The organism is Pseudomonas sp. NPDC089758, assembly GCF_044748705.1.
GTDB classification, from domain to species: Bacteria; Pseudomonadota; Gammaproteobacteria; order Pseudomonadales; family Pseudomonadaceae; genus Aquipseudomonas; species Aquipseudomonas putida_X.
This window is the reverse complement of the sequence record NZ_JBIVGN010000004.1, coordinates 291,031-305,932: the sequence shown is the minus strand read 5'-3', so window position 1 is coordinate 305,932 and position 14,902 is coordinate 291,031. Positions and strand designations below refer to the sequence as shown.

Annotated in this window: 7 protein-coding genes and 1 pseudogene; 2 read left to right on the top strand and 6 right to left on the bottom strand. The window is 64.5% G+C overall.

Features of this window, described 5'->3' with window-relative positions:
• Positions 1–156: 156 nt before the first annotated feature.
• Both ACIPZH_RS07895 and cysC read left to right on the top strand, forming a co-directional pair.
• Positions 157–348, top strand: a pseudogene (locus ACIPZH_RS07895) (DUF4113 domain-containing protein); the annotation flags it as partial.
• A 45-nt stretch (positions 349–393) separates the two neighbouring features.
• A complete protein-coding gene (gene cysC, locus ACIPZH_RS07890; protein ID WP_400635825.1) occupies positions 394–969 on the top strand; it encodes an adenylyl-sulfate kinase in 576 nt (191 codons plus the stop codon).
• Here cysC and ACIPZH_RS07885 read toward each other — a convergent pair.
• The 6 genes from ACIPZH_RS07885 to ACIPZH_RS07860 form a co-directional block, all read right to left on the bottom strand.
• Complete coding sequence (locus ACIPZH_RS07885; protein WP_241804119.1) at positions 953–2,449, bottom strand: TolC family protein; 1,497 nt, start codon at positions 2,447–2,449, stop codon at positions 953–955. The two genes, cysC and ACIPZH_RS07885, sit on opposite strands and share 17 nt — an antisense overlap.
• Before the next feature lie 63 nt (positions 2,450–2,512).
• On the bottom strand, positions 2,513–11,713 hold the full coding sequence (locus ACIPZH_RS07880) for an Ig-like domain-containing protein (RefSeq protein WP_400635823.1): 9,201 nt from the start codon (positions 11,711–11,713) through the stop codon (positions 2,513–2,515).
• A gap of 128 nt (positions 11,714–11,841) precedes the next feature.
• Positions 11,842–12,429, bottom strand: a complete 588-nt coding sequence (locus ACIPZH_RS07875; protein WP_400635821.1) for a phage tail protein — start codon at positions 12,427–12,429, stop codon at positions 11,842–11,844.
• Between the two features lie 55 nt (positions 12,430–12,484).
• Complete coding sequence (locus ACIPZH_RS07870) at positions 12,485–12,955, bottom strand: GNAT family N-acetyltransferase (RefSeq protein WP_400635819.1); 471 nt, start codon at positions 12,953–12,955, stop codon at positions 12,485–12,487.
• 171 nt (positions 12,956–13,126) lie between these two features.
• Complete coding sequence (locus ACIPZH_RS07865; protein ID WP_400635817.1) at positions 13,127–14,110, bottom strand: sulfotransferase family protein; 984 nt, start codon at positions 14,108–14,110, stop codon at positions 13,127–13,129.
• Positions 14,098–14,898, bottom strand: coding sequence for an aspartyl/asparaginyl beta-hydroxylase domain-containing protein (locus ACIPZH_RS07860; RefSeq protein ID WP_400635815.1), 801 nt, complete (start codon positions 14,896–14,898; stop codon positions 14,098–14,100). The genes ACIPZH_RS07865 and ACIPZH_RS07860 overlap by 13 nt, the downstream gene beginning before the upstream one ends.
• Positions 14,899–14,902 lie beyond the last annotated feature (4 nt).

The window sequence follows — 14,902 nt, the reverse complement described above, 5'->3', positions numbered from 1 at the left end:
GGTTTGCGGAGCAGGCGACTGAGCTTAAGTGCACTTTCTGTTCAGTTGCCCCTCAAACCCCATTTTCTGAAGCTACGGCGTCCACCTCTAAGACCTCAACCTGACAGACAGAGCGCTTAGCGTACGAAAATTTCCATTTTCTCTTTTCGCCCCACAAAGGTTATATCGGTACTGGATGAAAACAACAGTCGATGGGGTCGCGGCACTCTACGGGTGGCAAGTGTCCCATCGAGTCCAGAATGGGCCATGCGGTGCAGCCTCATGAGCCAGAGTTACACGATTCAATCCATATTTTTGTCCGAGCTACAGCCTTTGGCGTATCCCGCACCCCATCCCCAACTATTCTAACAATCCAAGCCACCAACCCCGCCCTCCCCCCTTGGAGAACCAACCGTGCCCAACGCAGGAAGCGCTCCCCACCACCCCGGCGCAGTAATCTGGCTAACCGGCCTCTCCGGCGCAGGCAAATCCTCCCTAGCAAACGCCCTAGCCCTACGCCTAAACCAACTAGGCCACCCCTCCTACGTTCTCGACGGCGACGCCCTGCGCCACGGCCTAAACGCCGACCTCGGCTTCTCCCCCGCTGACCGCCATGAAAACAACCGCCGTACCGCCGAGGTAGCAGCACTATTCGCCGATGCCGGCCTAATCTGCATCACCGCGCTCATTTCCCCCTACCGCGCCGACCGCGCTGCGGCGCGCCGGGCGTGCAAAACCGGGTTCCATGAAGTGCATGTCAAAGCAGACCTAGCCACCTGCGAAGCGCGCGACCCGAAGGGCCTGTACCGCCGGGCACGGGCGGGGGAGCTGAAGGATTTCACAGGCATCGATGCCCCCTATGAAGCACCGCAGCACCCCGAGCTGGTATTGGATACCGCTGGCACCACGCTGCAAAGGGCGCAGGACCTGCTGCTGGATTATGTCCTCGAGCAGGTCCTAGCCCCCCAAGGGCTCACGACCCCGGCGTGATCTCGCCTCGCTGCCAGCGGGCTTCGCTGTTGCCCAGGGCCTGGGCGATGTCGGACAGTTTGTCGGACGGCAAAGTTGCCGGCAGCGGGTCAAGGCCGGCGCTGGCGAACAGCTGGCCGTAGCTGTTGCGCAGCTCGGCGTAGGCCAGGTCGCGGCGCAGGTCTGCCTGCAAGGCGTTGAGCTCACCCTGGATCAGTTCCAGCTCGCCAATACCTTGGGCCTGATGGCGGTTGCGCAGCTGTTCGACGATCTGTTGATCGAGGGCGACCATCTGCTGGCTGGTGGCGAACTGGCGACGTGCTTCGCTGTAGTTGGCGTTGGCCACGTACAGCTGGGCCAGGATGGCCATCGACATGGCTTGGCGGCGTGCCTCGACCACCTGCTCCCCTGCCTTGGCCACATCGATCGACGCTGGGCCGGACAGCACGTTGAACAGGTTCCAGGTGACCTTCACGCCGTAGTCGGCCCAGTGCTGGTTGGTCAGGAAGCTGTTGCTGTCGTAATGGCCGCCAGCGGAGAACTCCAGGCCCGGCAACATGCGCAGCATCGACTTGCGCACCTCGGCGGCGCTGATGCGTGCCTGGTAGTCCTGCTCGCGCAGTTCCGGGCGGGAGGCCAGGGCCTGCTGCTCAAGGCTGTCCAGCCCGACCTTGAGTTCGGGCACGCTGTAGTCGTCGCTGGCGGCCAAGGTCAGGTCGGTGCCCGGCGGCAGGTTGATCAACGCGCCGAGCTCGGTCTTGGCCAGCGACAGGGCACGGCGTTGTTCCTCCAGCTGGCGGGTGGCTTCGATCAGCGAGCGCTGGTAGTTGAGCGCCTGGATCTGGTCGCCGATGCGCTGTTCGCCCATGCGCTGGCTGTTGTCACGCGCCTGGTCCACCCGCACCATCAAGGCGTCGATCTGCTTGAGCAGGCGCTCGGCAGCCACCGCCCGCCAGTAGGCCGAGCGCACGTCCTGGATGATGGTCTGCACCACCTTGCGCCGGCGTTCCTGCACGATCAGGCGCTGGTCGCCCTGCTGTTTGGCGCTGACATAGCTGACGCCGAAGTCCAGCACGTTCCACACCATGGTCAGGTCCGCCACGTCGCGGTCGCGGTCCTGGGAGGTGGAGGGTTCCAGCGACTGGGTGTTGGTCAGCACGCTGCGGCTGCTGGCGGCGCTGGTGTTGCTGCGCCCGGCATAGCCTGCCGACATCGCCATGCGTGGCAGCATGTCGAATGTGGCCAAGTCGACCTGGCGCTGGGCCAGGGCTTCTTCCATCACCTTCAGCCGCGCTTCCAGGTTGTACTTGACCGCGCGGGCCATTGCCTGGTGCAGGGTCAGCGGACCTTGCAGTGCCTCCTGGCCCTTGAACATGCTGGCCAGGTCGTCACGCGCGCGCTGTTCGCTGACGCTGCGCTCGATCGGCTGGGTCTTCACGGCACAACCTGTCACCGCCAGTGCCAACATGCTGATCGCAAATATCCTTGATGCCTTGCTCATCCCCACCGCCCCCTGGTACTGCTTTTTGATATCCATTGTGTTGTTATCCGCCATGGCTCCGGCTCACGCCTCGGGCATGGGTGCCTTGATCTGTCCGAGCGCCAGCGCCAGCTCCCTGACCTGGCGCTGCTCGCCCTCCTTGAAAGCTTGCAACTGCTGCCCCAGCGTCGGCGCGCCTGCCTGGCCCTCGCCGCCCTGGCGCCAAGGGTTGCCGCCACTGAGCTCATACTGGCCGCCGTCGTCCGGCAGCGTCTTGTCGAAAATATTGGCCAGGCTGCTGGCGCCGAACACGCTGGCATCTCCACCGCCAAAGCCGAGGAAACCGCTGCCGCTGCCGTTGCCGATGGCGGAGCCGCCCTGCTGCCCTGCGAACACCTGGGCAAGGTAGCTGGGCGCCAGGGCACCCTCGCGGATAAAGATGCTGCCCAGCGGCGGCAGCCCACCGCCAACACTCGGCACTTCGAACAACGGTACTGGCAGCAGAGGTGACTGGAACGCCGAGAACGCTGGCGCCGCTGTGCCGGGCAGGGGCAGTGGCTGGCCGCCGAGGCTTGGCGGCGTGGTCGGGTAGGCCAGGAACTGCGTGTCAGCGCCCGTGCTCTGCAGCGCACTGCCCTGGCCGACGAAACCGCCCTCCAGCCCGTTGCCCGCCATGTCACTGATACCCGTGCCGCTGTTGTTCAAGGCCAAGGCCAGGCTGCCACTGCCGGCAACCCCCACGGCATTCACCTGCCAGGTGCGGCTGTCGATCTGCACCAGTGATTGCAGGGTGCCGCTGGCGTTGCCGCTCGCTACCAGTTGGAAGTCGCTCAAATCGACGCCGCGAACCGCTTCACTGAAGGTCACCATAAAGCCCTGGCTACCGCTGCCATTGACAGGCATTGGCACGATCGACTCGACGCTCGGCAAGCGGGTATCGACGATGACGCCCGTGCTGTCGCCAACCGCCCCCAGCCCTGGCTGCAAGGCATTGCCGGCAGCGTCGTGCAAGGTCGCGCCATTGGCGGCCAGCCCCACAACCTGGATGCCGTCGGCATCGTTGTCGCCAGCCTGGATGCGGTACTGGAACACCAGCGTCGGCGTGCCGGAGCCAGCGACAAAATCGGCATACACCGTACGCCCGCCCACATCCAGTGCCAGCTGCGGTGTGCCGTCGACAATCACCGCTTCGCTGGTATCCACCACGAAGGTCAGGGTATCGCCGGTGTTGTAATGCACGCCCACCGGCACGCTGACGCTAGTCACCGTGGGGGCGTCATTGTCGACGGTGTACACCGCGCCGGTCAGGCCGCCCGTGAGCACGTTGCCGGCCACATCGCTGATGGCGGTGCCAGATGCCTTAAGGTTCAAGCCCAGGGTACCGCTGCCGCTGACACCGCTGGCGGTGATCTCGTAGACGCCATCGCTTATCTGCCGCAGGCCGCTGAGCGTCGCGCTGGCGGTACCGCTGGCGATCAGACTGAAGTCTGCCAGGTCAACGCCGTTGACGCGTTCGCTGAAGGTGACGGTGAAGCGAACGCTCTGGGCGTTGCTCGGGGATGGGTCGAGGGTGACGATGCCGACGGCTGCCGGTGCCAGTGTATCGACCAGCACCGTGCTCGTGTCGGCGATGCCATTCAAGGCCAGGTTCATGGCATTACCCTGGGCATCGCTCAGGGTGGCGCCGTTGGCCGACAGGCCGGTCACGCGGATGCCATCGCTGTCATTGTCGCCGGCCTGGACGATGTACTGGAACACCAGGGTCGGCGTACCAGCGCCGGCTATCAATTCGGCGAACACCGTGCGCCCGCCAACGTCCAGCGCCAGGCGTGGCGAACCGGCCACCTGCACTGCTTCACTGGCATTGACCACGAACACCAGCGCGTCGCCGGCGTTGTAGGAAACGCCGGCCGGCCCACCGACACTGGTCACGCTGGGGACGCGGGTGTCGATGGCGTAGTTGTTGGAAATGCTGCTGCCCACACCGGCGTTGCCAGAGGCCGTGGCAACTACGCCACTGTTGTCCAGAGACACGAGGTTGCTGGTGTCTTCGACATTGCTGGTCGGTGTCAGGGTCGCGGTCCAAGTGATGCCACCGTCCTGGCTGCTCAGGTTGCTCAGCACGCCATTGGCCGCGCTCATGTCAGCCAAGGTAAACCCGCTGACCGCTTCGCTGAACGTGATGGTCACCAGGCTGGACTCGCCCGCCCGCAACGCATTGTCGGCCACCACGATGGTGGCGGTGGGCACAATGGTGTCGACCGCGTAGTTGCCCGAGGACGTGGTGCCGCTGCCAAGGTTGCCGGCCAGGTCGGCGATGCCTGTGTTGGCCAGGGTGATGACATTGGTGGCGTCCCGCACACCCACGGCCGGGGTGAAGGTGGCTGTCCAGGTGATGCCGCCGTCGGTGCTGGAAACCGCGCTCAAGGTGCCATTGGCAACCGTCAGGTCGGCATTGGTGAAGCCTGTCACCGCTTCGCTGAAGGTGATGGTCACCTGGCTGGTTTCGCCGAGGGTCAGGTTACTGTCGGCAACCACGATGGTGGCGGTCGGGCGCAGGCTGTCGATGGCGTAATTGTTCGAATCGGTGGTGCCGGTACCTGCGTTGCCCGCCAGGTCCGCCACGCCGGTGTTGTCCAGGGTGATCAGGTTGCTGGTGTCGCTGATGCCGGCTGAGGGTGTCAAGGTCGCCGTCCAGGTCAAGCCACCGTCGCTGCTGGCGAGCCCGCTGAGGGTACCGTTGGCCACGCTCAGGTCGGCCAGGCTGAAGCCGACCACCGCCTCGCTGAAGGTGATGGTCACCAGCGACGTCTCGCCAAGCGCCAGTTGGCTGTCGGCCAACACGATGGTTGCCGTCGGGCGCTGGGTGTCGATGGCGTAGTTGTTCGAATCGGTAGTGCCGACACCGGCGTTGCCGCTCTGGCCGGCCACGCCGGTATTGTCCAGGCTGATCAGGTTGCTGGTGTCGGTGACATTGCTGGCGGGGGTGAAGGTGGCGGTCCAGGTGATGCCGCCATCGCTGCTGCTCACCGCACTCAGGGTACCGTTGGCCACGGTCAGGTCGGCATTGCTGAAGCCGCTCACCGCCTCGCTGAAGGTGATCGTCACCAAGCTGGTTTCGCCAATGCTCAATGCAGTCTCGGCCACCACGATGGTGGCGGTAGGGACGATGGTGTCGACCGAGTAGTTGCTCGAAGAAGTGGTGCCGGTGCCAAGGTTGCCGGCCAGGTCGGCGATGCCCGTGTTGGCCAGGGTGATGACATTGGTGGCGTCCCGTACACCCACGGCCGGGGTGAAGGTGGCTGTCCAGGTGATGCCGCCGTCGGTGCTGGAAACCGCGCTCAAGTTGCCATTGGCAACCGTCAGGTCGGCATTGGTGAAGCCTGTCACCGCTTCGCTGAAGGTGATGGTCACCTGGCTGGTTTCGCCGAGGGTCAGGTTGCTGTCGGCAACCACGATGGTGGCCGTCGGGCGCAGGCTGTCGATGGCGTAATTGTTCGAGTCGGTGGTGCCGGACCCTGCGTTGCCCGCCAGGTCCGCCACGCCGGTGTTGTCCAGGGTGATCAGGTTGCTGGTATCGCTGATGCCGGCTGAGGGTGTCAATGTCGCCGTCCAGGTCAGGCCACCGTCGCTGCTGGCGAGCCCGCTGAGGGTACCGTTGGCCACGCTCAGGTCGGCCAGGCTGAAGCCGACCACCGGCTCGCTGAAGGTGATGGTCACCAGCGACGTCTCGCCAATCGCCAGTTGGCTGTCGGCCACCACGATGGTTGCTGTCGGGCGCTGGGTGTCGATGGCGTAGTTGTTCGAATCGGTGGTGCCTACACCGGCGTTGCCGCTCTGGCCGGCCACGCCGGTATTGTCCAGGCTGATCAGGTTGCTGGTGTCGGTGACATTGCTGGCGGGGGTGAAGGTGGCAGTCCAGGTGATGCCGCCATCGCTGCTGCTCACTGTGCTCAGGGTACCGTTGGCCACGGTCAGGTCGGCATTGTTGAAGCCGCTCACCGCCTCGCTGAAGGTGATCGTCACCAGGCTGGTTTCGCCAATGCTCAATGCAGTGTCGGCCACCACGATGGTGGCGGTAGGGACGATGGTGTCGACCGAGTAGTTGCTCGAAGAAGTGGTGCCGGTGCCAAGGTTGCCGGCGAGGTCGGCGATGCCCGTGTTGGCCAGGGTGATGACATTGGTGGCGTCCCGTACCCCCACGGCCGGGGTGAAGGTGGCTGTCCAGGTGATGCCGCCGTCGGCACTGGAAACCGCGCTCAAGGTGCCATTGGCAACCGTCAGGTCGGCATTGGTGAAGCCCGTCACCGCTTCGCTGAAGGTAATGGTCACCTGGCTGGTTTCGCCCAGGGTCAGGTTACTGTCGGCAACCACGATGGTGGCGGTCGGGCGCAGGCTGTCGATGGCGTAATTGTTCGAGTCGGTGCTACCGGACCCTGCGTTGCCCGCCAGGTCCGCCACGCCGGTGTTGTCCAGGGTGATCAGGTTGCTGGCGTCGGTGACATTGCTGGTGGGCGTGAAGAGGGCGGTCCAGGTGATGCCACCGTCTGAACTGGCAACCGCGCTCAGGGTGCCGTTGCTCACCGTCAGGTCGGCATTGCTGAGGCCGACCACCGCCTCGCTGAAGGTGATGGTCACCAGCGATGTCTCGCCAATCGCCAGTTGGCTTTCGGCCACTACGATGGTTGCGGTCGGGCGCAGGGTGTCGATGGCGTAGTTGTTCGAATCGGTGGTGCCGAAGCCCGCGTTGCCACTGCTCTGGCCCACCACACCGCTGTTGTCGAGGGTGATCAGGTTGGAGGTATCGGTGACATTGCTGGCGGGCGTGAAGGTGGCGGTCCAGGTGATGCCGCCGTCGCTGCTGGAGAGCCCGCTCAGGGTGCCGTTGGCCACGGTCAGGTCAGCAGTGGTGAAGTCGTCTACCGCCTCACTGAAGGTGATGGTGACCAGGCTGGTCTCACCGATACGCAGGGCCGAATCGCTGACCACGATCGTCGCCGTGGGTTGCAGGGTGCTGACCGTGTAGTTACTCGAGTCGGTGGTGCCGCTGCCAGCATTGCCGGCCAGGTCGGTCACGCCGTTGTTGGCCAGGGTGATGACATTGGTGGCGTCCTGCACGTTGATCGACGGCGTGAAGGTGGCCGTCCAGGTGATGCCGCCGTCGCTGCTGGACAGCCCGCTCAGGGTGCCGTTCGGCGCCGACAGGTCGGCCAGGGTCAAGCCGGACACCGCCTCGCTGAAGGTGATGGTCACCGTGGTGCTTTCACCTACGTTCAGCGCAGTGTCGGCCATCACGATGGCTGCAGTTGGGCGCTGGGTGTCGATGGCGTAGTTGTTCGAGCCGGTACTGCCAGTGCCGGCGTTGCCAGCCGTGTCGACCACGCCGGTATTGTCCAAGGTGATCAGGTTGCTGGTGTCGGTGACATTGGCAGCGGGCGTGAAGGTGGCGGTCCAGGTGATGTTGTCGCTGGTGCTCAGGCCGCTGAGCGTGCCGTTCTGTACTGTGAAGTCGGCCAGGGACAGCCCGGAGACGGGTTCATTGAAAGTGATGGTGACGGTGCTGGTGTCGCCAATGGCCAGGTTGCTGTCGGCGACCACGATGGCCGCGACCGGCCGCACGGTGTCGATCGCGTAATTATTGGAGTCGGTGGTGCCGCTACCGGTGTTGCCGGCAGCGTCGGTCACGCCGGTGTTATCCAGGCTGATCAGGTTAGTGGCGTCGGTGACATTGCTGGTGGGCGTGAAGGTGGCGGTCCAGGTGATGCCGCCATCGCTGGTGCTCACCGCACTCAGGGTGCCGTTGGCCACGGTCAGGTCGGCATTGCTGAAGCCGCTCACCGCCTCGCTGAAGGTGATGGTCACCAGGCTGGTTTCGCCAATGCTCAAGGCAGTGTCGGCAACCACGATCGTCGCTACCGGGCGTTGGGTATCGACGCTGTAGTTGTTCGAGTTGGTGGTGCCGGTGCCGGCGTTGCCAGCACTGTCAGTGACCCCGGTGTTGTTCAGGGTAATGAGGTTGGTGGCATCGGTAACGTTGCTGGTCGGCGTGAAAGTCGCCGTCCAGGTGATGCCGCCATCGCTGCTGCTTACCGCGCTCAAAGTACCGTTGGCCACGCTCAGGTCAGCAGTGGTGAAGCCGCTTACCGCCTCGCTGAAGGTGATCGTCACCAGGCTGGTCTCGCCCGCGCGCAAGGCATTGTCTGCGACGACGAGGGTGGCGGTAGGGCGCTGGGTATCGATGCTGTAGCTCGGCGACACGGTGGTGCCACTGCCAGCATTGCCCGCCAGGTCAGCGACGCCGGCATTGTTCAGGGTGACCGCCGCACTGGCGACCGTGATGTTGGTGCTCGGGGTGAAGGTAGCCGTCCAAGTGAGGCCACCATCACTGCTGCTCACTGCCGACAGGGTACCGCCCACCACCGTGAGGTCAGCATTGCTGAAACCCGTCACGGCTTCGCTGAAGGTGAAGGTCACGGTCGCTGTATCGCCGACTCTCAGTGCGGTGTCACTGAGGCTGATGGTAGCGGTGGGCGGCACGGTCTCGCGGACAGTTACCTGCACCGTGGCGGTACCGGAGGTAGCCCCATCGCCGTCGCTGACGGTTAGCGAAACCGCCCGGCTGGCCTGGCCGATGCCATTGCCGGCATTGCCGTTGTCATACGTGATACTGCGCACCAGCGCCTGTACCGCCGCGGCGGTGGCATTGGCGTTGAAGGTCACCACCAGGCTGGCGCCGCCTGTGCCGCCGGCCACGGTGCCGATGGCCACGCCGCCGTAACTCACGGTATTGCCACTGAGGCCGATCTGCCCGGCGCCGTTACCCACGCTGCGGATACCCAGGGTGTCTTCGCCGGCTACGCCATTGGCGCTGACCGAGGCGGTAAGGTTGCCACCGCCAAAATCAGCCGAGTCGCTGTCGCTGACCGTGGCATTGCTACCCGCGTCGAGCAGTATCGCGCCGTTGCCTTGGGTGAATTCCGCGCTGTCGCCATTGAGGTTACCGATTACCGGGGCGCTGTTCTGCGGCAGCACGGCCACCGAAGCGGTACGCGTGGTACTGCCCATGTCATCGTTGACGCTGACGGTCACGGTGCGGGTGCCCGTGGTATAGGCCGCCGCCGCGTTGCCATAGGCCACCGATGCCAGCACTGCCCGGTACTGGGCCAGGGTGGCGACACCGCTGAGGGTCAGCACGGCGCTGCCCGAGCCGCTGACAGTGATGCCGAACCCGGCAGCCGTGGCGATCTGCGCTGCGCTGAGCGACAAGGTTTCGTTGGCGCCATCGGCCACACCGCTCAGCGACAGGGAGGCCCCGCTCACCTGGGTGTCGCCGTCAGTCTGGGTGAGGGAGATGTTCGGCACGATCGCCACTGCGGTGCCGGTGAAGTTCACCGTGCTGTCGTTGCCGCCAGTATTGGTGTCCAGGTCGACCACCGGTGGCGCCGAGTACAGTACCTCGTAGGCACCGATATCCACACCGCCCCCGCGAGGCCGCTCGAAACCGCGCAAGTCGGTGGCCGGCGCACCGCTGCTGGTGCCTTGGTCAATGGCATTGCTGGCCGTGGAGGCCAGGCGGTAATCACCCCCGGCAGCATTGACGAAGTTGACCGTGGTGCCGATCAGGTTGGTGATGCTGGTGTAGCTGCTGCCGGTGACGGCATCGGCCGCAGCGCCGTTGACGGTGTTGCCGGTGAGGATGGAGTTCTGCACCGTGATAGTGCCGCCCTGGCCATTGACCCAGCCAAGGCCCGCGGAGGTGATGCTACCGGTACTGGTATTGAGAAATACGTTATTGGCAATGGTGCTGTTGACGATGTTGACCGAACCACCCGCGTTGTTCAGGACGATCACTGCCCCCCCGGCGACGGTGCCGGTCGCAGCGTAGGTGCCGGTGTTGTTGTAGATCGCCACGTTTTCCAACACATGGTTGTTGGCGCCACCCAAGCGCACCAGCGATGACATCCCGGTGGCCCCGACAATACTGCCGCTGTTGTCATGAATGGTGGTGTTGCGCACCACTACCGCGGAGCCGACAGTGGTCGCCGAGTTGATCACTGCACCGGCGTTGTTCTGGAAGTTCGAATCTTCAATGGTGATCGAACCACTGTTGGCACGGATCGCGCCACCGACGAGGTTGCCCGAGAACTCACGAAAATCAAGGTTGCGCACCGTCAGCACGCCGCCGCTGTTGCTCTGCAGCCCCGACGCCTCGGTCGCATCACGCACGCCGTTGTTGTTGACGTCGCCACTGAGGATGATGTCGCCTCGGCCGTCGCCATCCACATCACCGTTGATGGTGATGTTGCTGGTGACCAGCAACGCCGAAGCGGTGGACCAGCGGATGGTCTGGCCACTCAGCGATTGATGGAACACGATGATGTCGCTGCCACTGCCAGCGGCAGAGCCGTCCACCGAGGCGTCGGTGTTGGCGGCCTGGATCGCTTCGGCCAGCGAGACCAAGCCGTTGGCCTGAACGGACGAGGCATCGGTGTCGGTTACCGTGATGGTCGCCAGCGACGTATTGAACGCCGTCAGGTCACCACGTTGCACGCCAACGCCCGTAGCGACCACGCCGGAGACGGTTTCCAGTTCCCAATCCTCGCCGGCGCGGTTGCCGGTCGAGTCGGCAGACGCGCCTACATCGGCGCCGCTCAGCCTTGCCACTTCATCGACGAACAGCTGGCCATCACTGCCCTGGCCGGTGTTGCAGGCGAAAAAGCGGATGTCGCCACCCTCGGCCAGGCTGGCACCGATGCGCGCCAGGTCGGCCTGATGGCTGGCCAGCTGGTTGGCCCAGATGGCGTTGCCGGCCAGGTACACATAGCCGCTGTCGCCGTGGCTGATGATGTCGATGGACGTGACATCGGTACGGCCGTCGAGGTAATCAGCGATCTGCTTGAAACCGTCCTTGCCGTTCTCCAGCACCACCACCTCGACCCCGGCGGGCAGGCCGGCGATGAGCTTTTGGTAGTCACTGACGGCGGAGTCGACGAACACCACTTCGTGGCGCTCGGCGGCCAGGGTAGCCGGCGCCGTCGCGGGTGCGGCCTGCTGCGCGCTTTCGTGGCTGGCGCTGTCCTTTGTGCTGGCCGTATCGCTGGCGGTGGCGGTGTCCTTGCTGGTGGCCGTGGCAGTGGCTGCCTCTGCGGCCTGGGCGCCCTGGTCGGCGACCACGGCCACCGAAGCATCGAACATCATGCGGGGTTCCAAGGCCTGAATCAGGCTCGGCCGGCTCATGGAAACGCTGGGGTTTTGGTTCTTCTTGTTTCGCTTCCAGAATGTCATGCCGACCTCATTCAGCCCTTGGGCTGGTTGATCCTGTCACTGCGCCAGGCAATGGCGCATCCTTGTTGAAAACCCTGTTGCACCGCGGGGCGCCGAGATGCCCCCGCAGTGCACTGCACTGCCTTGACTCAGTTACGGCTCGGGAAGATGCCTTCCAGGGCGATGATGAAGTTCATGCCCAGGTAGGGGTTCTGCACAGACACCGGCAGCGAGCCACCACCGAGGTTGACGGTGGTTTGAGGCACCGTGACGTTGAACGGCTTGAGGCTGGTGTTGGGCGTGTCACTGGAATAGATATCCGCCGCCGTCCCTGCACCCGAACTGTCAAAAGACTTGGCCAGCACGTTGCCAGACGAAGGTGCCGAAGCGTTGGCATCGCCTTCCACCGCCGGTATGGCCACCGAGACGGTCTGCGCAGGGATCATCGCCTGCTGCATCGGCATGTTCGGCTGCAACAGCGTGACCTCGTTGGCACCGGCAGCTTCACCCTGCACCACGTTGTCCAGGCCTGGCCCGGTGCCGAAACCGATTGGCCCGCGGCCGCGCAGGTCGGGCAGGGCGAAGGTGGTGCGGCCATCACCGCCATACGTGGTGCCCAGCAATGAGAATAACGCGGTGTTCTGGGCAATGCTCATCAACTGGCCTTGGCAGAATGCCCAGCCGCGTGGCGCGAAATTGCCTGCGAACATCTTGATCTCACCGAGAAACGGATCCATTTGCTGCTCTCCTATGACTATCTGCAAGGCGGACCGGGCGGCCCGTTAAAGGGGTTCAGGAACGATGCATCTTCAGGTACAGGCCATTGTCCTCGACCACTTCGAAGCCACCGCGCTGGTACAGGCGCACGGCCGGGCTGTGGGCAATGACGTGCAAACCGGCGCTCTGGCCCTGGCGGTCAGCCTGTGCCAGCCACTGGCGCAGCAGACGTGTGCCGATACCCTGGCCCTGCCAGGCGGGCAACAGGGCCATATCGATGATCTGCAGGTGGCTGTCGGCCCAGTGCAGGGATGCACGGCCGATACGTTCGTGGGCGGTTTCGATGATCAGAAAGCAGGCGTCGGGGTACTGCGCCTGGTAATGAAGGTGCTGGGCACGCCACTGCTGGTCGAGAAAATGCTCGATCGTTGCCTGGTCCCACGCCAGCGCGGCCATTTCGGCGGCCCGGGTGGTAGCGTACAAGGCACGCAGAAACACTTGGTCAGCGTCCACCACGGGGCGCAGAAGCACTTCAGATGTCGACATCGAGTCACGCTTCCCTGCTGTAGTTACCCCTTGGTGGGGGGCACATCCAAGTGAATTGTCCTACACGATGGCGTTGAGCGTAGTCGATTGTCGGGGCAAATCGCCACTACCGAACAGGGCGATTTACACACTTTTCTCAAACAGCTGTTCCAAACCTTTTGACGCCAGTTTTCAGGCGTTATGCAAGCGTATGAATTCCAAGCAGTTATAGGGTTCCAACGCCCATTGACGCACACCTTCAAGCACGTGCTCGCTGGCTTGCGCTCGCTTGCGCTGGCTGTCAGCACTGAAGTTCATGCCCGGTTGCTTGGCGTCGAATGCGGCCACTTCACGCAACGACGGCACATCGCCCGGCATCACGCCGACCACTGGGGCCAGGCGCCCCCAGATGGCCTCAGGCAGTTCACTGTAGTTGACGGCAATGCCGCCATGCTCCCGGCATAGCTGCAGGCCGGCCTTGAGGATCTCGCCCACTACCCGGCAGGTGTATTGCACCGTGTCCATGCCCTCGGCGCTGCCCAGCAAGGTGTCCAGCGCCGACGTGCCAAGCAGGCCCGGCACCCGGTGCATGCCGGCCTGGCGCAACTGCGAGACAACGATCTCCAGCGGGTCGCGATAGAGGAAGATCCGCGGCACGTCGGGGTAAAGTTCGGCCAGCAAGGGCGCCTCGAACACGTTCCAGGCATCGAGCTTGATCACCAACCGGCGCTCCTCACCTTGGCGCCGCTGGCCGTAGGCTGAAAGCAGCGCGCGCACGCCTTCGGCCTGCCAGTGCCTGGCCTCTGGGTCCTGCAGCGGTGCCCTGAGCAGGTTGTCCAACGGTGGCGGCTCGCTGAGCACGATGTTGTGCGCCTGGCTGGCCATCAGTTGTGCGATCAAGGTGGAGCCACAGCGCGAGGCATGGAACACCAGCACCGAAGGCGCCAGGCCTGGGCTGCTCTCCTGCCAGTCCAACAATGCTTGCAAGTTAGTGTTGCGGCGCAGGGCCTGGTTGAACGGCAGGCGCAAGGCCTGATCGACGTCGTCTCGGAAAAACGGCCTGGTCAGCGGCTGCTGGCCAAACCAGCACCAGTCCAGGCGCCACTCACCCTGCTCACGCCACAGGCGAATGGGCATCCAGCCGTGAAAACTGCCCGAGGCATTCAGATTCGCCATTGATCGCTCCATGCTTGCTTGCCTTGGCGCATGGCACTGAGCACCTCGGCTTCGGAAAACACCAGGCCCAGGGGTGCGCCAAGGGCAATGGCCGCTGCCACGAAGGCCCGTGGGTCGTCCAATACCTGCAGCTTGGCTGCCAGGGCAGGGTCATGCGCCACGTGCTCACGGAAGCGCTCGAATGCCTGTGCTGCCCGCCCCGGGCTCAAAGCCGGGGTCAGCGCCCGCCCTTGGGCGATCAACCCGAGCAGCCAGGTGTCGGGCAAGCAGTCGAGCACCAGGTGGATACGCTCACCGGGGCCGGGGTTGTGCACCCGATGCGCACGTGACAGGTCGACGAACCAGCACTCGCCCGCCTGCATGGGGACCTGCAGGCCGTCGACGATAAACTCAACGCCAGGTGGGCTCAGCAGTGGCACATGCAGGCGCAGGCAGCCGCCAGGGCGCCCCAGGTCTGGGTCGCGGTGCTCGTGAATTCGCGCGCCCTCCCCCAGGCGCAGCAGGCGTGCGGCCTGCAGTGTCGCGCGAAATGGCGCCAGCGCGGCCTGCCACGCCGTCTCCTGGTGCCACCAGGCCAGCTTCACTGGCGCGCCGCGGCCGGGTGCGAGCGGCACAGGGGCATCCTCGGCACTGACCAGCGCCACACCGCTCCAGTCGCCCTCGTGATAACCACGGTTGAAATGCGCCTGCCAGGCCCCTGCCTGCACCCGTGCCAGCGCCTGCAGCAATGCCGGCAGGTCGATGGCAAGCGGCAGCCGGGAACATAGCGGCAGCGAGACTTCGCTCATGACT

Excerpts from the sequence above, each read along its gene's own strand:
- ACIPZH_RS07860 (WP_400635815.1), bottom strand. The coding sequence starts at position 14,898 with ATGAGCGAAGTCTCGCTGCCGCTATGTTCCCGGCTGCCGCTTGCCATC.
- ACIPZH_RS07880 (WP_400635823.1), bottom strand. The coding sequence starts at position 11,713 with ATGACATTCTGGAAGCGAAACAAGAAGAACCAAAACCCCAGCGTTTCC.
- ACIPZH_RS07870 (WP_400635819.1), bottom strand. The coding sequence starts at position 12,955 with ATGTCGACATCTGAAGTGCTTCTGCGCCCCGTGGTGGACGCTGACCAA.
- ACIPZH_RS07875 (WP_400635821.1), bottom strand. The coding sequence starts at position 12,429 with ATGGATCCGTTTCTCGGTGAGATCAAGATGTTCGCAGGCAATTTCGCG.
- ACIPZH_RS07865 (WP_400635817.1), bottom strand. The coding sequence starts at position 14,110 with ATGGCGAATCTGAATGCCTCGGGCAGTTTTCACGGCTGGATGCCCATT.
- ACIPZH_RS07885 (WP_241804119.1), bottom strand. The coding sequence starts at position 2,449 with ATGAGCAAGGCATCAAGGATATTTGCGATCAGCATGTTGGCACTGGCG.